Raw genomic sequence first — 23019 nt, 5'->3', positions numbered from 1 at the left:
ATTAGCTTCGGTCTTGTGCTGTTGTAGTCAAAGTTCATATAGTGAATTTCAGTACCAATACAACGTTGTATTCTGTACTTTGGTATTAAATTATTGAATAATTCTCAGTTTTGCAAATTTAAGCAACAATTGTTTCTGTCCCAAGTCTTTAAAGAAAATAGTTGCTTTTACTTCTCCTTTTGATCCTTCGAGGTTAACAACCTTTCCAAATCCAAATCTTTCATGCTCTACTTCCATGCCAACCTGTAAATTATTGGTGTCGGATGGAGCGAAGCCTGCGGAAGGTGTATGCGCTTTGGGTAATATCGAGGTAGTTTTAAAAGGTTTCGGCTTAGGTTTTGAAAAACTATCCGTCTCCTTTTGCTGCCAAGCAATACGCTCACCTTGGAAGCCTCCAGATTCTGCAGAAGAACTTTGTCTTGGTTTAAAATCCAAATCCAAACAAGATGGATTCAGTTCATCCAAGAATCTGCTTGGTTCACAGTTATTCAGTGTTCCCCAACGATATCTAGAAGTTGCGTACGAAAGTAATAATTTTTTCTCAGCTCTGGTTACTGCAACGTAAAATAATCTTCGCTCTTCCTCCAATTCAGTCCGCGAATTCAATGCCAATTGTGATGGAAATAAATTTTCTTCTAGCCCTACGATGAATACAACAGGAAATTCTAACCCTTTGGAAGAGTGTATCGTCATCAAAGATACGGTATCTGCATTTGGATCTTTGTCATTATCATCATTGGTCAATAATGCAATATCTTGCATATACACGTCCAATCCTCTTTCCTCAATATCCTCGCGCTCAGAAAACTCTTTAATACCATTCAACAACTCTTGTATATGTTCGTACCTAGTCAATCCTTCTACAGATTTATCTTCGTACAATTCTTTTAGTATACCCGAATGCTGTGCAATATGCATAGCGGTATCAAAAGCGCTATTCGTTTTTGCTAAGGCCTGAAAACTTAAGATCATTTGACCAAATCCGCCAACGGATGCTGCGCTTCTGCCATCCATAAACATTTGTGCATTGGCTACGATATCCCAAAGACGATATTGATGTTGATCGGCAGCAATCACTATTTTCTCTATAGTGGTATCGCCTATCCCCCTACGTGGATAATTGATCACGCGCTTCAATGCTTCTTCATCATTTGAGTTAAAGGTCAATCTAAAATAAGCGATTAAATCCTTTATCTCTTTCCTTTGGTAAAATGAAGTACCGCCATATATTTTATAAGGGATATTGATTTTACGTAAGGCTTCCTCCATCGCTCTAGATTGTGCGTTGGTACGATAAAGAATGGCGAAGTCTTTATAATTTAACGATTTCAAAGACTTTTCTTGTGAAATTAATTCCGCAACAATTTTACCTTCTTCGTTATCCGAAAATGCACGCGATACTTTTATCTTCTCCCCTTCTTCATTATCCGAAAAGACATTCTTTTCCAACTGATTCTTATTATTTGCAATAATCGAATTGGCAGCGTTCACGATCATCTGTGTCGAACGATAATTTTGCTCTAGTTTGAAAACCTGTACAGTGGGATAATCTTTTTGAAAATTTAAGATATTCTGAATATTTGCTCCACGGAAAGCATATATACTCTGGGCATCATCACCTACAACACAAATATTTTCGTTTACAGCGGCCAAGCGTTTAACGATTAAATATTGTGAAAAGTTGGTATCCTGATACTCATCGACCATCAAATATTTAAACTGATGTTGGTATTTATGCAATACTTCAGGGTGCTTATTCAATAATACATTGGTCTTGAACAATAAATCGTCAAAATCCATAGCTCCTGCGCGGTAACAACGTTGTGCGTAGGTCATGTAGATTTCACACAGCTGCCCCCTACCATTGGAAATATCTTCGGCCTTTAAGGCTTCATTTTTATTATATTCTTGTGGCGATATCAGGTTATTTTTTGATTGCGAGATACGTCCATAAACATGATTGACATTATATAACTTGTCATCCAAATTCATTTCTTTTAAAATCGAACGCAATAAACTCTTGGTATCGTCGGTATCATAAATCGTAAAGTTGCGTGGGTATCCGATCAGTTCAGCCTCCACACGTAATATCTTTGCAAACACCGAGTGAAAGGTACCCATCCAAATATTCTTGGCCTCTGCACCAACTACAGTTGTAATACGATTACGCATTTCCTTTGCCGCTTTATTCGTAAACGTCAAAACGAGTATATTAAAAGGGTCGACACCTTTTTTTATCAAATGTGCTACACGATAGGTAATTACACGTGTTTTTCCTGATCCAGCTCCAGCAACTATCATTACCGGGCCCTCAGTTTGTTCTACAGCTCCTCTTTGAGAAGGGTTCAATCCTGCTAAAAAATCCAAAGCTTTCTCCTAAAATTATATGTTGTTTAAAATAGCTTATAAAAGTACGAAAATCATTTGGCGGATGGGCAGTCGGCGCTACAAATATTAATTTTTCAACAAATTCTGCTTCCACTTATGAATATCTAAAAGACTGTTTCGCACCATAGCCACCACTGATTTAATATTCAGTATGATTTTCGAAAGATTTTACTCAGTTTCAATAGAGGGTTTATAGAGTTTTACCTCTATGAACCCTCTAGAAACCCTCTATTATAGCTGTATAATAACTCTAGTAAAAATTAATGAGATATGAAGGATATACAAGTCTATTACCTAACTAAATAACAATCCATCAACGTGCTATTTGCGAACTAAAATTCACGATCATGTAAACAAAATCAACTAAGCTACTTAAGATGCCTTACTTCCAGATTTAAAAGCGACGAAAGAGGCAAAATTAAATTTTTTATGCAGCACATCAACTGATTTGAAGCCCACTTTTTTCAATAAGTCCAATTGATAATTTACACTACGGGGTGTATCTTCTTTTTCAATATATGCAAAAACATGATCGCGATAAGATTCATCTTTCAAGCTTGTCAGGTATGCTCCATAGTGATTCTTATAAACCAAATTCTGAATCGCTTCGTGATCGTGTATCACCAAGTCAAAAATCCAGATACTTCCTCCTTCTTTAAGTAAACCATACAGCTTTTGAAATGCTTCTTCCCAATCCTGATCATCACGGAGATGGTGCAAAACCGCTGTGGCGATGATAACATCGTAACTGTTGGCCGTTAAATCAACCGTTCTAAAATCACCTTTTACACACTCCACTTCACCGGAGGTCATTTCTTGAACGCGCTCTTTCGCTTTATCCAACATAGGCTGACTTAAATCAACCAGCGTACAGTCAAAACCTGAAACTTTATGTGCTAATTTTACCGGGTAGTTTCCCGCACCGCAACCAATATCAAGTACACGTTTCAATTCGGGATAAACAGCAGCAATACCATCAGTAATCAATTCCATATTAAACAGGGCATCTAAAGTGGTCTGTTGCCCCGTATCCAGATTGGAAAATCGTGTTACATCCTGATCAAATCGTTCTTCAATCTCTTTTACTGTTGATTTTTCTGTCATGTCTTTCTTTTTTAATACTTTCAAATCTAAAGCATTGATTAATACTTTAAAAATACTATTTTAGACAATTATTAATACCTTGCAAGTATCGATGGAATTAAGACATTTACATTATTTTAAAGCAGTAGCTGAAGAACTGCACTTTGGTCGTGCGGCGGAAAAACTGCATATATCGCAACCGCCACTTACCCGTCAAATCAAAGATTTGGAGAAAGAATTGGGGGTTATTTTGTTTTACCGCAACAACAAGCGTGTAGAAATAACAAATGCAGGTCGTTATTTTTTAAAGGAATGCGATCAATTGATGCAACAATTGGAGAAGGCTAAACTGATGACTAAGCAGTTGCACCATGCCATATCTGGCGATTTTAGGCTAGGCTACATCAGTTCAACACCAAAAAATATGTTAGCACATATTTTAAAAAAAATCAAGAAAGAGTTCCCCTATTTACATGTTTACCTCTATGAAACCTCTTCTCAAAAGCAAAAAAAAGCATTAGAGAGCGGTAAACTGGATCTTGGAATATTACGTGCACCGATATTTACCACAAATCTTCAGATCTTATCCCTGTTTAAGGATTCGTTTTGCTTAGCAACACCTAAAGGTTGGAAAAAGGATATTAATGCCATTACGTTGATGCAGGAAGATTTCATCTCCTACAATTCAAATTACGCCGATGATTACCATAACCAAATCATAGCATGCGCAAACCGTATCGGTTTTCATCCTCAAATTGCACATGAGTGCAACACCATGCATTCCATATTGGAACTTGTGGCTAATGGATTGGGGATTGCGTTTGCCCCCACTTCGGTATCACAACAGCAAACGGAATTGGCCTTGGATTTCCATCCGTTAAAAGAACAGGATATTCAGACTGAGGTTATTTTAGCCTATGACCATCAAAGCCAACATCCGGTTCTACAGCAATTCATTGATGCGATAAAAGAATATTACACCCCTTAACACCTCGTAAGGGGTGCAAAACAGATCCGACAACCATTGCTCTCGGATCTGTTTTAAAGCTCTCTTTCTACCCCTAGACCAAACAAGGCAAAATCATATTTTACTGGATCCAGTGGATCCAACTGTCTTAAATTACCCGTTAGTTCCAGCGCTGTTTTCCAATTGACCTTATCTAAGGTAATCAATCCAAATTTACGAGCCACACGCTCCACATGCACATCACATGGACAGATGAGGTCCTTTTGATTCAACCGTTTCCAAATCCCAAAATCTACACCTTTATCATCCTTGCGCACCATCCACCTCAAAAACATATTGATGCGTTTAACACTCGATTTTTGAGCAGGAGAACTGATATGCTTTCTTGTTCTTACCGGAAAATCGGGCATTGAAAAAAAATAATTTTTAAACTCATCCAAAGCTTTTTCAAGAATAACGTTCTTGGAGTTTTCCTGACCGATTAAAAAAGCATCTTCCAAAGAAGGAAAGTGACTATAATGGTATCGGAAAAACTGAATAAAATACAATAGATCGGTGTCATTAAACGTGCGGTGCTTAAAACCCAGTAATTGCTTAAGATCGGTGTCTTGATGGTTCATGATGAAATCATGTGGGCTCCCGTCCATCCGCTCGATCAGTTCCGTGCATTTATTAATGATGGTCTTCCGTTGTCCCCAAGCTAAAATTGCCGCTATAAAACCCATAATTTCAACATCCTCTTGCTTTTGGAAGCGGTGAGGTATGCAGATTGGATCATTCGGAATAAAATTAGGTTGATTATACTCTTCGACTTTCTTATCTAAAAAATCCTTAATATTAAAATCTGCCATTTATATCAACTAAAAACCATCAGCACCAGCGCACAAATTGTAAGCGGGAACTGATGGTCATTCTTTTTTCTATCTATATTTATACTAAAGCTTGCTCAAGATCTGCAATCAGATCATCCGCATCTTCTATTCCGACAGATATCCGGATCAAATTATCGACAACGCCCACTTTTTCACGTATTTCTTTCGGAATTGAGCCGTGTGTCATGGTTGCTGGATGGTTGATCAATGATTCTACTCCTCCTAAGGACTCTGCCAAGGTAAATACTTTGAATTGCGAAGAAATACGGAATGTTTCTTTCAAATCAGCACCTTTCAGAACAATGGAAATCATACCTCCAAAATCACGCATTTGCTTTTTAGCAATTTCATGTCCTGGATGGTCTTCAAAACCTGGCCAATATATTTTTTCAACTTTGGGATGATTTTTTAGGTACTCCGCTACTTTACGTCCATTAGCACAATGCGCTTCCATACGTAAATGTAAAGTTTTGATACCACGAAGTGCTAGGAAAGAGTCCTGTGGACCAGGAGTGCCCCCTACGGCGTTGTAAAAGAAGAACAACTGCTTATATAGCTCATCAGAATTCATGACCAATGCGCCCATGACGACATCCGAGTGACCATTGATGTATTTGGTTGCGGAGTGCATGACAATATCCGCTCCTAGATCCAACGGATTCTGCAGATAAGGAGAAGCAAAGGTGTTGTCCACGACATAAAGTACTTTTTTCTCTTTTGCCACCTGTCCAATAGCTTCGATATCCGCCAGTTTTAATGTCGGGTTCGTTGGTGTTTCAACCCAAATCAATTTAGTCTTATCAGAGATTGCTGCACGTACGGCCTCCACATCTGAAGTATTGACAAATTTGAAGGTAATACCATACACCTCATATACTTTTGTAAAAATACGATAAGAACCACCATAGAGATCATCACCTGTTACTACTTCGTCGCCTGGTTTCAGCAAACGCAAAACACAGTCTGTCGCTGCCATACCACTTGAAAATGCGAGGCCATGTTGCCCGTTTTCTAGCGCTGCCAAACAATCTTCCAAAGCCTTACGTGTAGGATTAGTTCCTCTTGAGTACTCATATCCTTTATGTTCTCCAGGAGAGGCTTGTTGGTAAGTGGATGTCTGATATATAGGAGTCATCACCGCACCCGTTGTAGGGTCCGATTGTTGACCAGCATGAATCGCCTTAGTTGCAAATTTATATGCCATATTAATGATATTTAAATGTAATTCGTAAAACGTAAATTTATTAAAAATCTAACGGAGATTCATATTGAAAAGTATAATTCAGGTCATTTTGCAAGCGTGTCGATTTAACAATTTTTTGAAATGATGCTCCGGCAATGAAAGCGCTTGGTTGTTCAAAACCATATTTATGTGCTGATGCCAAAATAACATCTTTCTTTGAGGGATGCTGCGGACATACCACATTGTACAGGGTATGCTGCAATGGCTTGATAAAACCAGCACGGATCAGTGCTGCCACATCTTCCAGATGAATAAAGTTTGCTGGTTGATCACCTGTGCTACACACTTTGGATTGAAAATATTTTGCAAATATGCGATTTTGACCAAATAACCCACCTAACCGGTAAATATGGGTACGTGGAAATCGACTTATCGCTTTTTCTGCGCTTAAAAGTTTTGCTTGAAGTTCCTCATCTTCAAAGGTATCCTCATCGATTTCTCTGGAAACATCAGGATAGATGCCAATAGAGCTTAAGAAGATCATCTTTTGGTATTTGACTCCAGACAAAAAATCACATACCCGAATAAATCGACTAGTCAACTCGTCTTGTGTTGATTTATTTGTTGCCGGGATACTGACCAAGATATAATCAAAGTCCGTCGGTAAATCGATAGCGGGAGTAGCTTGTTCGTCAAAATTCTGTTTAAACACAAAAATACCATCGGCTACTAACCGATGGTATTTTTCTTCCGTAGTGGTCGAAGCCCAGACTTCATGTCCTTCTTCCAACCATAACTTAGCAACAAACTCGCCTACCCATCCACAACCTAATATAAGATAACGCATGAGTTATGAATTTACTATAATTAATATGCTTTCGCAAATAAAACACGTTTCGTTGATGGCTTGCCTGTGAAAATACAAACCCCTGCTTCTTCTTTTGCATCTAAAGGGATACAACGAATAGTCGCTTTAGTTTCTTCTTTAACGAGTTTCTCTGTTTCTACTGTTCCATCCCAATGACAAGAGATAAAGCCCGCTTTCGTTTCTAATACTTCTTTAAATTCATCGTATGAATTTACTTCTGTAATATGTGAATCTCTATAATCCAATGCTTTCTGGAAGATATTCTCTTGAATTTCTGTCAATAACGCTTCGATTCGAGTGCCTAAACCAGCTTGTTCAACTGTTTCTTTTGTCTGGGTATCGCGTCTTGCTAATTCTACCGTACCGTTTTGCATATCACGTGCACCAACTGCTAAGCGCAATGGTACTCCCTTCAATTCCCATTCTGCAAATTTGAACCCAGGTCTTTGTGTATCGCGGTCATCGTATTTAATAGAGATATTTTTAGCTTTTAATTCGGTAGACAAAGCATCGATAAATGTATCGATTGCCTGCTTCTCTTCCGCCGTTTTAAAAATCGGAACGACCACAACTTGAATTGGAGCAAGCATTGGAGGTAATACTAAGCCTAGATCGTCAGAGTGCGCCATCACTAAAGCACCCATCAAACGCGTAGAAACACCCCATGATGTAGCCCATACATGTTCTAACTTACCTTCTTTAGAAGTGAATTTCACATCAAAAGCTTTTGCAAAGTTCTGACCTAGAAAATGTGATGTACCCGCCTGTAACGCTTTTCCATCTTGCATCAACGCTTCGATACAGTAAGTATCGATAGCACCAGCAAAACGTTCGTTCTCTGTTTTACGACCACGAATAACAGGTACGCCTAAATACTTCTCAACGAAATCGCCATAGACGTGTAACATTTTTTCTGTTTCTTCGATCGCTTCCTCTTGTGTAGCATGTGCCGTATGGCCTTCTTGCCACAAGAATTCTGTTGTACGCAAAAACAATCTAGTGCGCATTTCCCAACGCACGACATTCGCCCATTGGTTAACCAAGATTGGAAGATCGCGATAAGACTCGATCCAGCCACGATACGTATTCCAAATAATCGTTTCAGAAGTTGGTCTAACGATTAGTTCTTCTTCCAATTTAGCATCTTCATCTACAATAATATTTCCGTTACCATCATTTTTCAAACGGTAATGCGTCACTACAGCACATTCAGTCGCAAAACCTTCTACGTGCGAAGCTTCTTTCGAAAAAAATGACTTAGGGATGAACAAAGGAAAATAAGCATTACTGTGACCAGTATCTTTAAATTTCTTATCTAAAACTGCTTGCATACGCTCCCAAATAGCATATCCATATGGTTTAATTACCATGCAACCTCTTACTGCAGCATATTCTGCCAAGTCAGCCTTGATTACAAGATCGTTGTACCATTGTGAATAATCTTCTGCACGACTTGTTATACCTTTACCCATATTATTATTTCAAAAATTTATTGTAACATTGTGATTAAGAATTCCGTCTAATAAAGGAATGTTATTTCTAAAAAGAAATATTTATTATTTTTGATAATACGATTAAACCCTTATCCGAAATTTGGGTCTAAGATAGTAAATTAGACTGTATTGTCGAACATAACGACTTAGTATATTATGAAAAAAAATAGTTTTTTACTCGGCGCTATTGTGATTTCAGGAGCCTTGACTTTAGGATCCTGTACTACTAGCAGACAAATCACACACAGTGATGATGTCTATAATAATAATGCCCAGGCAAGACAAGCTTATCAGGCTCCAGATTATTATTACACGGATGAGAATGAAGTGGATCAAGGACAAGATAATGGGTATTATAGTGATGATTACTCTGATGCTGAATACGAAGAGGGTAAATACGAGGATTTAGAATACGCAAATCGTATCAATCGTTTTTACTATGCTTCGCCCGGCATGACCTACTTTGACCCTTTCTTTGACCCTTGGTATGGTATGGGCTATGGCGGTTGGTACGGAAATATGTACGGACCATCATTTGGATTTGGTGGCGGATGGTCAGTTGGCCTAGGTTTTGGCTTTGGCTATAACCCTTGGTATTCTGGTTGGGGATACGGCGGTTACTACGGTGGCATGGGTGGCTACTGGGGTGGCGGTTTCGGTGGTTACTACGGTAACTATTGGGGCGGTGGATACGGTCGTCCTTATTGGGGCAATCATAGATCCCGTCAGCTAGCTTCACGTTCTTCTTATCGCGATAATTACAACACGAGAAGCCGATCAGGCTCTCGCTATAGCAATACAAGTGGCACTTCAGGTCGTACACGATCGAATGCAGTTGTATCTAGAGATGCAAATGGTCGCATCAGTAGTGTTAGCAGAACGCGTTCTTCGGCAACAACCGACAGAACTAGGGCTACATCGTCTGGAAGAACACGTATTGGCAACAGCAATACAAACCGACCTGGTTACAACAATGGTTCTGTTGGAAGAACACGCTCGACTAGTTCCAACAGAGTACAGCAATCGAATCCTCCTAGTAGAAGTAATACCCAAGAAGCTAGGACGCGCTCATATGAACCGGCACGTTCTTCACAACCAAGAGTGAGCAACCCGCCAACCCGCTCTAGTGGCAGCTTCAATAGTGGTGGTGGTTCTACCAGATCTTCAGGTGGTGGCGGTGGCGCAACACGTAGCAGTGGCGGAGGCCGTACAAGATAATTTGATTGATAAATAAGAGTGATTGATGTATAGTCAATCACTCTTATATTACTACTATAATATAAACTATATGACTATTAAAAAAATACTTTTCGGGAGTGTACTTGCTGTAGGTATGGTTGGCACTGCAAACGCCCAATATACAGAAGACGTACTTTTATTTTCTCAAGGAGACAATGGAGGAACTGCGCGCTTCAAAGCAATGGGTGGAGCTTCTACTGCATTAGGTGGGGATATTAGTTCCATTACGGGAAACCCAGCTGGTTTAGGATTCTATAATCAGTCTGATGCTTCTGCAACATTTCGCTTCCAAAATAATAAAAATAAGAGTAACTATTTTGGCAATAAAAGCGACAGTAAAACCGACAACTTCAACATCGATAATGGTGGTATAGTTTTTCATATGCCAACAACAAAATATGGCGGTGATCTAACCAGAGGCTGGTTGAATTTCAACGTCGGTATCGCTTATAATAGAACCAATCTTTTTAACAATAAATTAGATTATCAAGGTATTAATAGCGACAATTCTATTACGCATGCCTATGCGGATCAGATGTTCGATCAAAATGGTAGTGAATGGGCAAATGACCTGAATTCATCCCTCATGTTTGATAAAACTACTGGAAAAGACAAGAACTTTTATTTCCCATTGGCTGAAGGTAGAGATAACGAACAACTTAACTCCGTCTGGACCAAGGGTGGAAAATCTGAAACTGCCTTATCTTTCGGTTCAAATTATAGTAATAAATTTTATATTGGTGCTACCTTTAGTTTGACCGATTTCCGTTATGAAAAATCAGCGGTTTTTACGGAATATGGCATGACTAAAACTGCTAAAGGTATTGAGGCTTTAAATCCGGATTCCAAATACTTAAAACCTGGTTCAACGGAATCAGAATTTGTTGACGTTGATTACGAATTATTTGACCATTACGGACAAGTAACGCAAGGATCAGGTTTTGATTTCAAATTGGGTATGATCTATAAAGCGACTCCTTCTTTAAGTTTGGGTTTCACGGCTAAAACACCGACATTCATGTCTATCACGGATGAATCAACCGCTTATACAGATATCAACTATTTTAAACCTGAAGCCGGTACTTCATTCCACGACTATGGATCGAAGTATTATGATAGCTCGTACGACTACAACTTACAAACGCCTTATAAATTATCTGCAGGTGTTACGCAATATTTTGGTGCGGGTCTGTTAACAGCCGAAGTTGAGTTTGTGGATTATGCTAGTATGCGTTGGAGAGATGTCAACAACTACAATAAAGCTGACGAAAAACAAATGAACGCTAACATCAAAGATACCTATCAAGCAGCATTCAATGTCCGTGTAGGTGGTGAAGTGTTATTTGATCAAGTATTTAGTGGTCGAGCTGGTTTCAACTATAACGGTAATCCTTACAAAAGCGCAGACTATAAGACTTATGGAATTTCTGCTGGTCTAGGTGCAAAACTAGGTCGTGGTCTTTATCTAGATCTAACCGGTGTTTATCAGGCCAACAATTATAAAGAAAGTCCTTATTTGATCACTTATGAAGGCGACTGGAATACGGTTAGCCCAAGCGTGGACATTAAAAACAGTAGAACAAATGTCATGCTAACGATTGGTTCTAAATTTTAAGCATTATCGTTTATAATATAAAAAGGCTCTATTCGGTAAGAATAGAGCCTTTTTTCATCTGGATGAACGCTTAAGCATGTTCCGTTTTTCTTCTGACAAACAGACTGTAATTCTCATGTTTATCCACATAGACCTCCTCCCCTTCTTCAATAAATCCATCTAAAGCAACTGCATCGTACCAGACACCTTCGATCTCGATTTTACCCGATGGTCGTAAGACGGTCCTTGCAATTCCCTCTTTGTTCAACAAATTGGATTTTAATACAGAAGAGGTATACCCTTCTTCGGATTTTTGTTCTTCCTTCAGCACCAGACGTCTAAAGACGGGGGCTTTCAATAAACTCTTTCCAAATATTACCATCAATATGACCGATAATACCATGGCTCCTATAACTAACAAAAATGAATTGAATAACATACCTGGATAAGCGAGTTTAAAATCTAAAAAATCATTGGCAACCAGACTAAAAGTCAGACCGCAAGTAACGAAAATAATTCCTAATATACCGATTATTCCAAAACCTGGAATAACAAAAACTTCTAACATGATCAATATGATACCAACCACAAAAACAGCTATCTCCCAGTTTGCAGCTAATCCTTGTATATAGAGCGGTGCAAAAAACAACATAGCAGCAACTATAGACACAGCAATTGCAAAACCTAAGCCAGGAGCTTGCATCTCCGCATAGATCCCACCAATGATCAGCAAGATCAAAATCCCGCTTACAGCTGGATTGATTAAGAAACCGATGATATGATCGATTGTTCCTTTACGATACACGGTTTCCTGAACCTGAGTTAAATTGAGATCCTTATAGATCATATTGCGATTCATAACTTCTGCCTTTGCCAGTTCAAACTTCACGGCTTCTTTACTTGTTAAAGTAAGCAATTGTCCATCTTTTTTAATACTTGGCAAAGATACATTAGGGTCTACAAAGGCTTCAGCCAACTGAGGGTCCCGATTGCGAACTTCAGCAGTGGAACGCATGAGTCCACGCATATAAGATTGATATTTCTCTGGCAATACTTCTCCTTGCGCATTAACAACACTTGCGGCACCGATACTCCCACCTGGATGGATATAGATGTAATCACTCGCGAGCGAAATGAGTGCTCCGGCAGAAGCGGCATTATTATTAATATAGACAATGGTTTTTATTTTTGATTCCAAAAGCTTCGTTCGAATGGAATCTGCAAAATTCAGGGCACCCCCATAGGTATTCAGCTCCAGCAGTACATAATCTACCTTTCTACTCTGCGCACTGTCATAAGCTTGCTTCACTGTGCGCCATGCACTTGGCCCTATATCCTCTTTTAACTCAAACACATAGACCTTTTGTGCAAAGCTTGAGGTGAATAATACCAAGCTTAAAAAGACTGTTATTAAAAATGATTTACTAATTTTGCCTTTCATAATAAGATTATTAAAAAATAATAAACGAGCGATTAATACATTTGCTATGTCTAAATATACTATTTCTAGCGCATTTTCTCAAACATTCAGATTTCCGATTTGGAAGATAGAAGTAGATGAACACAGTAAATTGCTTGCTATCGAGTGTCGCGATCCAGAAACAACGCTCCCCTATATCACGGTGATGGGTTTTGATGGAACAATCAAATTAGATCATTACCTGCTGCCCGAAAAAGAATGGACGCTAGCCGCTATTCAAAAGGAAGTGGTCGTGTTGAGAAAGGTTTCCGAAAACAGTCCTGTATCTCCAGGCGTGTGGGTATTGAATCATGAAATTCCGAATACAGATTTTCTTTTTCATCAATATCAATATATCGGTATCTTAAACGGATACATACAGATCAGACCTCAACATATTACATCGGGTTTTGAACAATATTTTTCGCTAGTATCGAACCAAATTTCAACAAGGATAGACTCGGAAATTAAACCTTTTGATAATAACATAGTCTTTCCCTTGGAATTCAATGGGCAAAAACCTGTTTTTTTGCTGCATTATAAAAATGAAGATCTTTGGATCAGTAAATCAGGTCCTAATTTTTTATGGAGTTTTCATGAAAAACAAGATGAAAAATATAATATCAGGTTGCTGATTTCAAATAAAAATGAAATTCTGGATGAGGCCATGATCATTCGTAATCTAGAATTAAAATTGGTGCAAATTTATTTTCAAATTGGGTGTCAAATTTTTCTTTTAACACACAATAAACGAGAGTTTGTATCGTATTTAGTATAATTGTAAAACATGATGAATATTCTATTAAAATCTACTACATATAAAACACTGGCATTCTTATCAATAACAATGCTAGCCATAAATCACAATCAAGTTATCGCTCATACATTTTCTAACGCTGCCGTACCTGACTCCATTGGAGTAGAAAAAATTGACGGTCAAGAATATGTTCTTTTTAAAATTGAAAAAGGGGATAACTATTATCAATTGAGTAAAAGATATAAAACGAGTGTTGGTAAAATAACAGAATTAAATGGCAACAAAACTTTAGCCGTGGGTCAGATTGTCAAAATCCCAACGGGCAAAATGTTTTATGTAACGCCCAACGATCCAAAGAGCACTCCAAATAAGAGCGCTAAGAAAGAATTGATGGATTACACTGTTGGTAATCAAGAAACGCTTTATGCCATTTCCCGTAAATTTAATGTAACTGTTGAAGAGATAAAAAGAGCCAACAATCTCCACTCAAACAGCATTAGTGGTGGACAAATTTTAAAAGTCCCGAATAATGACGCCGTAAGTATTGTCGAGAAACCTAATATTAGTTTAATTTCTCCGGATAGCCTTGATGTAGATGAACCTCAAATTGCTGCTAATAAATACGGTATCCGTGAAAAAACGGAACGTGGTATTGGCGTCTGGATTGAAGGGTTGAATGCTAACGGCACCAGTAACTTGGCCTTACACAAAACAGCCGCAATTGGAACTGTTTTAAAAATAACAAATCCTATGACACGTAGCGTAACCTATGCAAAAGTTGTTGGGAAGTTTAATGAAAATGCGGATACGCATAATGCAATAGTCGTTTTATCAAAATCTGCAGCTGCCTACATCGGCGCATTGGATAAACGCTTTCAAATCGAAATCACTTATGGAGTCCCATTAGAGGATTAGTTTTTTCGAATCTTTTTGAATATTATATATTAAATGAATAAAAAGCCATATGTCATTGGAATCGCGGGTAGTAGCGGCTCTGGTAAAACATTCTTTCTAAATTGTTTTTTAAAGCACTTTAGTAGCAAAGAAGTAACACTCATCTCACAAGATGACTATTATATTCCTGCAAACACAAAAACGCAAGAGGAAAACAGATTATATAATTTTGATCTCCCCACTTCGATCGATCGCCAAGCTTTCTATAAAGATATCAATGATCTGTTTGAAGGAAAAACGGTGTACAAGGAAGAATATACATTCAATAATCCTGCATTAATACCAAAGATGCTCGAAATTAATCCTGCACCGATTTTGATTATTGAGGGTCTATTTATATATCACTATACAGAAGTAAATAAGCTGATTGATCATCGTATTTTTTTGGATGCCGATCAAGATATCGCTTTTGAGCGTCGCTTGAAGCGCGATCTGATTGAGCGTGGATATTTAGAAGATGATATTCGTTATAAATGGGTCAACCATGTTTTACCCTCTTACAGCGAATTCCTTTTACCTTACCGAGATAGTTGCGATCAAGTGATCATCAATAACACCGATGACCCCGAACCTATCTGGAAGATAACAGATGATATCTGTGAGGATCTAAAAAAGAAAATATACAAATAACAGATAAAAGACTGCCTAGAGCGGTCTTTTATGTTTTCATCTCGAATAAAAGGGTTTGCGTATACTTATTATTTACCTATCTTTGCGCCAGCAAACAAATTATACTAATGAGCCATTCTGTAAAGATTAAAAATGCTTTAGTGTCTGTATATTATAAAGACAACTTAGCACCATTAATTCAATTATTAAACAAATACGGTGTTACCTTCTATTCTACAGGTGGCACAGAAGCTTTCATCAAAGACTTAGGTATTGATGTAGTTCCTGTAGAAGACTTAACGAGCTATCCTTCTATTTTGGGAGGTCGTGTTAAAACATTACACCCAAAAGTATTTGGTGGTATATTAGCAAGAAGACCTTTAGAAAGTGACCAACAACAATTAGCTCAATATGAGATTCCAGAGATTGATTTAGTCATTGTTGATTTATATCCTTTTGAGGAAACAGTAGCTTCTGGTGCTTCTGAGGAAGACATTATTGAAAAAATTGATATCGGTGGTATTTCATTGATTCGTGCTGCTGCGAAGAACTTTAATGATGTTGTTATCCTATCTTCTAAAAATGATTATACAGCATTGGAAGAAATGCTTGCAAATCAAGAAGGTACAACAACTTTAGAGCAACGTAAGGATTTCGCGAAACTTGCTTTCAATACGTCATCACATTACGACACCGCTATTTTCAACTACTTCAATAAAGAAAATACGTTGGATGTGTTCAAACAATCTGAACAAAAAGCACAAGTATTACGTTACGGTGAAAACCCACATCAAAAAGGAGTTTTCTACGGTGATTTAGAAGCGATGTTCACGAAATTGAATGGTAAGGAATTATCATACAATAACTTGGTGGATGTAGATGCTGCTGTAGCTATTATTGATGAATTTACGGAACCTACATTTGCGATCTTAAAACATACAAATGCTTGTGGAGTTGCTTCACGTCCAACAATTAAGCAAGCTTGGGTTGATGCGCTAGCATGTGATCCTGTTTCTGCCTTTGGTGGTGTATTGATTACAAATGGTGAGGTTGATGCGGAAACTGCAACGGAGATCAATAATTTGTTTTTTGAAGTTCTAATTGCTCCTTCTTACTCGGAAGATGCGATTGCAATCCTTACAGCGAAGAAAAACCGTATCATTCTTGTTCGCAAAGAGGTTGAATTACCGACACAACAATTCAAAACGTTGTTGAATGGTGTTATTCAACAAGATAAAGACAATACGGTTGAAGGTCCTGAGCAAATGACTGCTGTAACGACTGTCGTACCTACTGCAGCTCAGTTGGAAGACTTATTTTTCGCCAATAAAATTGTTAAACATACCAAATCAAATACCATTGTATTTGCTAAAAATGGTACGTTGATCACTTCTGGTGTAGGTCAGACTTCTCGTGTTGACTCTTTGAAACAAGCGATTGAAAAAGCTAATGCTTTTGGATTTGACTTGAAAGGCTGTTCTATGGCTTCTGATGCTTTCTTCCCTTTCCCTGACTGTGTGGAGATTGCTGCTGATGCTGGAATCGCTGCTGTACTGCAACCAGGTGGCTCGATTAAAGATCAGTTATCGATTGACATGTGTAACGAAAAAGGATTAGCGATGGTGACGACAGGTGTACGTCATTTCAAACACTAATCTCGCGCTAAACGATATAAAATACAAGAGGCAGTCTTCCCAATTAGGAAGACTGCCTTTTTTTTGTAGGGTTGAGATTTTAAGATTCAGATTAAAAGAAGAAAATTTTCATCATCCCTACACATTTATGTGGATAAAAGAAAGATGCCTATAGCAGCATTCGATTCAGATGAGCTGTATTTAAAATTGTACCTAAAATAAATTTAGCTTATTTTGAAGATAGGTTTAACCTGTTTATAAAATAGACTAAATTCCGTTAAAATAACCCGTTTATGTACATAGCAATATTAAGAGGTATCAATGTAAGTGGTCATCATCTCATCAAGATGGAGAGTTTAAGGACCTCACTTCAAGGAATAGGCCTTCAGGAAGTCGAAACTTATATCCAAAGTGGGAACATTGTGTTTCAATCTGAAATAACCGATGTGAATCTCTTGGAAAGTAGGATAATGAACGTAATCCTCCAAGATTTCGGATACCATGTGCCCTGCCTAGTCTTGCACAGCGATGATCTATATGTTATCGTGAATCAAAATCCTTTGTTAAAGGATCCTCATAATAAGCTGTCCTACTTTCATGTTACATTTTTATCAAAGGCCCCCGAAATAAAGGACCTCACTCCTATTCTGGACAAAAAACTACCTGATGAAGCAGCTGTTCTCATGGGTAGAACAATCTATCTGTACTGCCCCTATGGCTATGGAAAAACTAAATTAACGAACAATTTCATTGAAGCTAAACTAAAGGTGTCGGCAACCACACGCAACTGGAAAACACTGCAGGTTCTTCTTAAAATGGTTTCAAAAAATAGTGAAAAATAAGAAAGGCGACCCATGGTCGCCTTTCTTATTAAAATATGTAATGATACTTAGATACTTGGTACATTGACCAATTCATTTGTATCTGCATTATAATCGATACCTTCGAAATTAAAACCAAAAAGGTGGAAAAATTCGTCGCGGTAACCTTGAATATCTGAAATTTCAGATAGGTTTTCCGTACATGCTTTGTCCCATAATGCCGCTACTTCAGCTTGAACATCAGCTCTCATTTCCAAATCGTCTACACGGATACGGCCTTTTTCGTCTAATTGAACTTGACCATCTGCAGTATACAATCTTTCTGCAAATAAGCGCTGCATTTGCTCAATCGTTCCTTCGTGAATACCTTTTTCTTTCATCACTTTGTATAGTAACGATATATATAAAGGAACTACAGGAATTGCTGAACTTGACTGCGTCACCAAAGCCTTGTTAACAGAAACATAAGAAACACCGTTAATGTCTTTCAAGATTTCATTGATAGCAGGTACAGTACCTTCTAAATTGTCCTTTGCGCGACCAATCGTACCATTACGGTATATTGGATACGTTAATTCAGGGCCAATATAGGAATATGCAACAGTTTTAGCACCTTCGGCCAAAACTCCAGCTTCTTTCAAATCTTCAATCCAGAATTTCCAATCCTCACCACCCATTACGGCTACTGTATTTGCGATTTCTTCTTCATTATCAATCGGATTGATGGTAATATCTGAAACCACACCTGTGTGAAAATCTACTGTTTTATCCGTAAAAGGAACTTCTATAGGTTTTAAAACAGAAGCATGTGCTACGCCTGTTTTAGGATGTGTACGTCTTGGAGATGCCAAACTATAGATTACTAAATCCACTTGACCTAAGTCTTGTTTGATTAGGGCTATCGTTTGCTTTTTGATTTCATCAGAAAAAGCATCGCCATTGATACTTTTTGCATAAAGACCAGCTTGTTGTGCTTCTTTTTCAAAAGCAGCAGTATTATACCAACCAGCTGTACCAGGTTTCCCCTCTGCAGCAGGTTTTTCAAAAAATACGCCAATTGTCGCTGCTCCAGAACCGAATGCTGCTGAAATACGAGATGACATACCGAATCCCGTAGATGCACCAATAACCAATACTTTCTTAGGGCCATTAGCGATTTCACCTTTGGATTTCACGTATTCAATCTGGTTTTTAATGTTTTGCGCAGTTCCTTCTGGATGCGAGGTTAAACAAATAAAACCTCTAGTTCTTGGTTGTATAATCATAATGATTAATTTTCTTACTCCTATTTTATTAAGGATGCAAAATAAACAAATTTTAGCAACAATTGATGCATAAATCAAGAATATCTTTTTTCTACTGCTGAATAGAATGACTATTGACATTATCCAAGACATTCCCTACTTTAGAAATGTTAATCATGATCAAAACTTAAGCATGCCCCTTACCCCTAAATCTAAAGCACTTTGGCTTGGAATACTAGCCTCTTTATTTTTTGCCAGTACTTTTGTACTCAACCGTATCATGGCTGTATCTGGAGGTGGTTGGCAATGGTCATCGGCGCTTAGATTCTTATGGATGCTTCCCGTGCTATTGCTCATCGTTGTTATTCGAGGCAATTTGAAACCGTTGCTGATCGAGATGAAAAGGAACTTGATGCCGTGGTTGTTGTGGAGCACCATGGGTTTTGGGGTGTTCTATGCGCTCCTTACATTTGGTGCCAGCTATGGTCCCTCATGGTTGGTTGCTGGAACTTTCGAATCCACTATCATCGCCGGTATGTTTATCGGTCATTTCCTTCAGAAAAAGCAAGACCGACAACCTTTTTCAAAAGCGACACTCTTTTTCTCCTGTATCATTTTAATAGGCATTGTAATCATGCAGATGGCAGAGGCCAAATCGACCTCTTGGTCTACGCTATTGTTGGGGACTATCCCTGTTTTGATAGCAGCTATTGCTTACCCACTCGGCAATCGTAAAATGATGGCATTAACACAGGGTTCTTTAGACACCTATCAACGGACTTTAGGAATGACTTTAGCGAGCATGCCTTTTTGGATCATCCTGATGTTTTTTGGATATCACGAGCATGGGCTTCCCGAACAAGGACAACTGTTGCAGACGTTACTTGTGGCTTTGTTTTCAGGTGTTATCGCAACGTTACTTTTCTTTAAAGGAACGGAATTGGTGCAACATGACCAGAAAGGGTTAGCCGCGGTGGAGGCTACACAAGCGATGGAAGTTATCTTTACTTTATTAGGTGAAATCATCCTATTAAACAGCCTCTTTCCCAATAATTTAGCGCTATTGGGAATTTTCTTAGTGGTAGTCGGAATGTACCTTCACAGCAAAAACCACTAATGTAACAGGGTCTTACTTATCTTATCGAGATTTAAGCTATTTGCCATGGCAGAAAATATTTTATAATAAGTGCCGCGAAGGTCGTAAAGGTCTTCATGAACCCCCTTTTCGACCACCCTTCCTTTTTCCATGACGACGATCGCATTGGAATCTATGATCTGAGAAATACTGTGCGAAATAATGATTACTGTACGGTCCTTTTTGATAGCATCTAAACTATTTTTAATCTGCTCTGTCGCGATGGCATCTAAATTTGCGGTAGGTTCATCCAAAAATATAATAGGTGGATTTTTTAAAAATAACCGGGCAATAGCAATGCGCTGCTGTTGACCACCGGATAATAAGTGAGCTCCCGAATCGTAGCCTTGCGGAAGTTCCATGATCTGCTCATGGATGTAAGCATCCTTCGCTGCTTGTATAATCTCCTCCTGACTACTTCCTATTTTTCCATATTCAATATTCTCAAAAATTGAGCCCTTAAAAATATGATTACGCTGCAATACCATCCCCGTGTTCTGTCTTAAAAAATCAGTATCGTAATTTCGCAGATCAACTCCATCTAAAAGGATCTGACCTGCCGTTGGTTCATAAAATTTATCGAGTAAATTGATGACGGTACTTTTACCGGCACCGCTCAGTCCTACAAGGGCTGTGATTTGATTTGGTTTTATTTCAAAGGAGATATTTTTTAAGGCATGGGTTCCATTGGGATACTCAAATGAAACATTTTGAATCGAAATATGACCTTTTATCTGCTCAGGTTTAAACGTTCCGCTCCCTTCTGTAAGATCATCAGATTCCAATATTTCGAAAAAAGATTCGGAGTAGATCAACGCATCATTGACCTCATCATAAATACGATGTAGCTGACGAATTGGCGCTGAAACGTTGGAGAATAACATAATATGAAACATAATCGCCCCTATTGTTATTTGATTGTCAAGCACCAGATAAGCGGTCAATACGATGATCACGACCACTGCAATTTGCTCAATGAAATTTTTTAGACTATCAAATATGAAGCTCGTTTTCCGAGTCTGCATCTGATTTTCTGTCATTTCAAATTGAATTTTCTCATGCCTCTCGGCTTCTTGGGGTTCACGGACAAAAGATTTAATGACCAATATAGAGTCAATCAGATTGATGATCCTATTGTTTTTCGACTCCCTATACTTCCGCATCTGACGTCGGAATCCACTTAACTTTACAGCTTGGTTTTGACTAATATAAAAATAAATGGGGATGACTGCCAAACCTACTAATCCGACATATACGTTGGCCAGAAACATACACACCAATGCCACGATAGCATTGGCAAACAGGGGTAGAATATCAATGAAGAAATTCTGAACCAGCCGGGTTAGGGAGCTGATACCAGAATCGATTCGCGTTTGTAATTTTCCGCTTTCGTTCTCTTCTGAAGTGTAAAAAGCCATCTTATAGGTCAAAATTTTCTCTACGATTCGTTGTGAAAAATCACGCGCAATAAATATGCGCAACTTTTCACCATAGAATTTCTGTCCAAATTGAATAAAGGAATAGATAATTTCCTTCAACAAAAGAATACCGGAAATAATTCCAATCAGATGCATTCCTTTAGATAGCGGCTCTTTAGCAACCATCAAATCGCTAATGGAATCTACCGTATATTTCAATATAAAGGCATTGATCTGCGCCGCGAATGAACCGACTAATGTTAAGATCAATGTATAAAAAATAAGGCTTTTATAAGGTTTGGCAAATGGTGCTATTTTTTTAAACAGAAGTGATAAGGTCATATTTGCAGTATTTAGGCGACTTATTGGAAATGATCTGGATATTACTTCAATCTGACTACAACAATAATACCGAAATCAAGTAAAAAAACATTAAAAAAGGGAAATGAATAATTCCATTTCCCTTTTCTCATGTTTGAAGTGATGACTAACCAAAGATGTCGTTCAATACCTTTGCTAAACGTAAGCCTCCTCTTAACATACAATTTTCCATTGTGTAGATATTGTTGTAAACATAGCTGTAAGAAAGGTTCGCATTATGAGCTACATCTGCATAGATTTTATCTGACAGTTGATTGGACTCGTACAACCAACTTGCTAAGTTTCCTCCTTGTAATTGCTTCGTCTCAGGTTTACCTAAAATATCCAATACAGTTGCATACTCTGTATAGCTATATTTTTCACCATCGACTAAATCTGAATCCCACACACGGTGAATATTAGATTTTTTACCGAACCAACTCACCTCAATTTTATTTCCGCCTTGATCCTCTGCTTTACTCACGTGCATGGGTTGGTGCGCATCGCCGATTAAATGGATCAACATATAAAGGTTTTGCTTCTTTTTCTCTAAAGGCAATGCTTTATCCGAAAATGATTTTTCCAATCTCAAAACGGTCTTGTATAAGTTCTCTTCACTTGAGTTTTCCATAGCCAACTGAAAATCTGCCCAAGGCAAATGTGGATTGGTATTGATGAAATGAGAATTTCCAAGTTTTTTAAACTCCTCATGTGGATCAGATTTAATGAAATCGCCCCAATTTGCCCAGTAGGCTAATTTCTGTTTTCCGATTATTTTTTCAATATTTCTCTTAGCCTTTTTATTCAAATGACGTTCTGCCACTTCGGCAACAACACGATGTCCTGTGGATCCCCAAGCAAATACGGAAGAAATCTGCAAGGTCAATGCGACTACAATCAGACTTTTTAGTATATTTTTCATAAACACTACAATTTTAGCG

The 23019-nt window shown here is 38.1% G+C and carries 19 protein-coding genes; 9 read left to right on the top strand and 10 right to left on the bottom strand.

Going from position 1 to position 23019, the window contains the following annotated elements:
- Positions 1–90: 90 nt before the first annotated feature.
- Together KO02_RS07355 and KO02_RS07350 are read right to left on the bottom strand one after the other, a co-directional pair.
- Positions 91–2367 (bottom strand): ATP-dependent helicase, encoded by a 2277-nt coding sequence (locus tag KO02_RS07355; RefSeq protein WP_038697143.1) that lies wholly within the window; start codon positions 2365–2367, stop codon positions 91–93.
- Positions 2368–2760: 393 nt separating this feature from the next.
- A complete protein-coding gene (locus tag KO02_RS07350; protein ID WP_038697141.1) occupies positions 2761–3492 on the bottom strand; it encodes a class I SAM-dependent methyltransferase in 732 nt (243 codons plus the stop codon).
- Between the two features lie 91 nt (positions 3493–3583).
- Between KO02_RS07350 and KO02_RS07345 the strand changes: the two genes are divergently transcribed.
- Positions 3584–4459 (top strand): LysR family transcriptional regulator, encoded by an 876-nt coding sequence (locus KO02_RS07345; RefSeq protein ID WP_038697139.1) that lies wholly within the window; start codon positions 3584–3586, stop codon positions 4457–4459.
- 53 nt (positions 4460–4512) lie between these two features.
- On the opposite strand, the gene KO02_RS07340 is transcribed toward KO02_RS07345, so the two are convergent.
- The 4 genes from KO02_RS07340 to proS all read right to left on the bottom strand — a co-directional run bounded on the left by KO02_RS07340 (position 4513) and on the right by proS (position 8833).
- Positions 4513–5289 (bottom strand): TIGR02757 family protein, encoded by a 777-nt coding sequence (locus KO02_RS07340; protein ID WP_038697137.1) that lies wholly within the window; start codon positions 5287–5289, stop codon positions 4513–4515.
- A gap of 79 nt (positions 5290–5368) precedes the next feature.
- Entirely contained in the window at positions 5369–6514 is a 1146-nt protein-coding gene (locus KO02_RS07335; RefSeq protein WP_038697135.1) for a cystathionine gamma-synthase, read from the bottom strand.
- A 40-nt stretch (positions 6515–6554) separates the two neighbouring features.
- The gene (locus tag KO02_RS07330; RefSeq protein WP_038697133.1) at positions 6555–7340 is read right to left on the bottom strand and encodes a GDP-L-fucose synthase; all 786 of its coding nucleotides are present in this window, start codon (positions 7338–7340) and stop codon (positions 6555–6557) included.
- 20 nt (positions 7341–7360) lie between these two features.
- The gene (gene proS / locus KO02_RS07325) at positions 7361–8833 is read right to left on the bottom strand and encodes a proline--tRNA ligase (protein ID WP_038697132.1); all 1473 of its coding nucleotides are present in this window, start codon (positions 8831–8833) and stop codon (positions 7361–7363) included.
- A gap of 177 nt (positions 8834–9010) precedes the next feature.
- Between proS and KO02_RS07320 the strand changes: the two genes are divergently transcribed.
- Both KO02_RS07320 and KO02_RS07315 read left to right on the top strand, forming a co-directional pair.
- Positions 9011–10072: a hypothetical protein gene (locus KO02_RS07320; RefSeq protein WP_038697130.1), complete on the top strand. Its 1062-nt coding sequence runs from the start codon at positions 9011–9013 to the stop codon at positions 10070–10072.
- Positions 10073–10142: 70 nt separating this feature from the next.
- Positions 10143–11708, top strand: coding sequence for a hypothetical protein (locus KO02_RS07315; protein WP_038697128.1), 1566 nt, complete (start codon positions 10143–10145; stop codon positions 11706–11708).
- 70 nt (positions 11709–11778) lie between these two features.
- On the opposite strand, the gene KO02_RS07310 is transcribed toward KO02_RS07315, so the two are convergent.
- Positions 11779–13128, bottom strand: a complete 1350-nt coding sequence (locus tag KO02_RS07310; protein ID WP_038697125.1) for an NfeD family protein — start codon at positions 13126–13128, stop codon at positions 11779–11781.
- Between the two features lie 46 nt (positions 13129–13174).
- On the opposite strand from KO02_RS07310, the gene KO02_RS07305 reads away from it, so the two are divergent.
- The 5 genes from KO02_RS07305 to KO02_RS07285 all read left to right on the top strand — a co-directional run bounded on the left by KO02_RS07305 (position 13175) and on the right by KO02_RS07285 (position 17942).
- Positions 13175–13924, top strand: a complete 750-nt coding sequence (locus KO02_RS07305) for a hypothetical protein (RefSeq protein ID WP_051959802.1) — start codon at positions 13175–13177, stop codon at positions 13922–13924.
- A gap of 9 nt (positions 13925–13933) precedes the next feature.
- Complete coding sequence (locus tag KO02_RS07300) at positions 13934–14818, top strand: LysM peptidoglycan-binding domain-containing protein (RefSeq protein ID WP_235212363.1); 885 nt, start codon at positions 13934–13936, stop codon at positions 14816–14818.
- Positions 14819–14851: 33 nt separating this feature from the next.
- On the top strand, positions 14852–15487 hold the full coding sequence (locus tag KO02_RS07295) for a uridine kinase (protein WP_038697123.1): 636 nt from the start codon (positions 14852–14854) through the stop codon (positions 15485–15487).
- A 107-nt stretch (positions 15488–15594) separates the two neighbouring features.
- Complete coding sequence (gene purH / locus KO02_RS07290) at positions 15595–17121, top strand: bifunctional phosphoribosylaminoimidazolecarboxamide formyltransferase/IMP cyclohydrolase (RefSeq protein ID WP_038697121.1); 1527 nt, start codon at positions 15595–15597, stop codon at positions 17119–17121.
- A gap of 272 nt (positions 17122–17393) precedes the next feature.
- A complete protein-coding gene (locus KO02_RS07285; protein ID WP_038697119.1) occupies positions 17394–17942 on the top strand; it encodes a DUF1697 domain-containing protein in 549 nt (182 codons plus the stop codon).
- 47 nt (positions 17943–17989) lie between these two features.
- Here the strand turns inward: KO02_RS07285 and fabV are convergent, their stop codons facing one another.
- On the bottom strand, positions 17990–19186 hold the full coding sequence (gene fabV / locus KO02_RS07280; RefSeq protein ID WP_038702287.1) for an enoyl-ACP reductase FabV: 1197 nt from the start codon (positions 19184–19186) through the stop codon (positions 17990–17992).
- Positions 19187–19292: 106 nt separating this feature from the next.
- On the opposite strand from fabV, the gene KO02_RS07275 reads away from it, so the two are divergent.
- Positions 19293–20282 (top strand): multidrug resistance efflux transporter family protein, encoded by a 990-nt coding sequence (locus tag KO02_RS07275; RefSeq protein WP_235212362.1) that lies wholly within the window; start codon positions 19293–19295, stop codon positions 20280–20282.
- Here KO02_RS07275 and KO02_RS07270 read toward each other — a convergent pair.
- Together KO02_RS07270 and KO02_RS07265 are read right to left on the bottom strand one after the other, a co-directional pair.
- On the bottom strand, positions 20279–22060 hold the full coding sequence (locus KO02_RS07270) for an ABC transporter ATP-binding protein (protein WP_038697117.1): 1782 nt from the start codon (positions 22058–22060) through the stop codon (positions 20279–20281). The genes KO02_RS07275 and KO02_RS07270 overlap by 4 nt on opposite strands.
- Before the next feature lie 145 nt (positions 22061–22205).
- The gene (locus KO02_RS07265; RefSeq protein ID WP_038697115.1) at positions 22206–23000 is read right to left on the bottom strand and encodes a S1/P1 nuclease; all 795 of its coding nucleotides are present in this window, start codon (positions 22998–23000) and stop codon (positions 22206–22208) included.
- Positions 23001–23019: the final 19 nt, after the last annotated feature.

It is taken from the genome of Sphingobacterium sp. ML3W (genome assembly GCF_000747525.1).
Classification (GTDB): domain Bacteria; phylum Bacteroidota; class Bacteroidia; order Sphingobacteriales; family Sphingobacteriaceae; genus Sphingobacterium.
The sequence above is the reverse complement of the archived record's forward strand: the minus strand, read 5'-3'. Positions and strand labels throughout refer to the sequence as shown.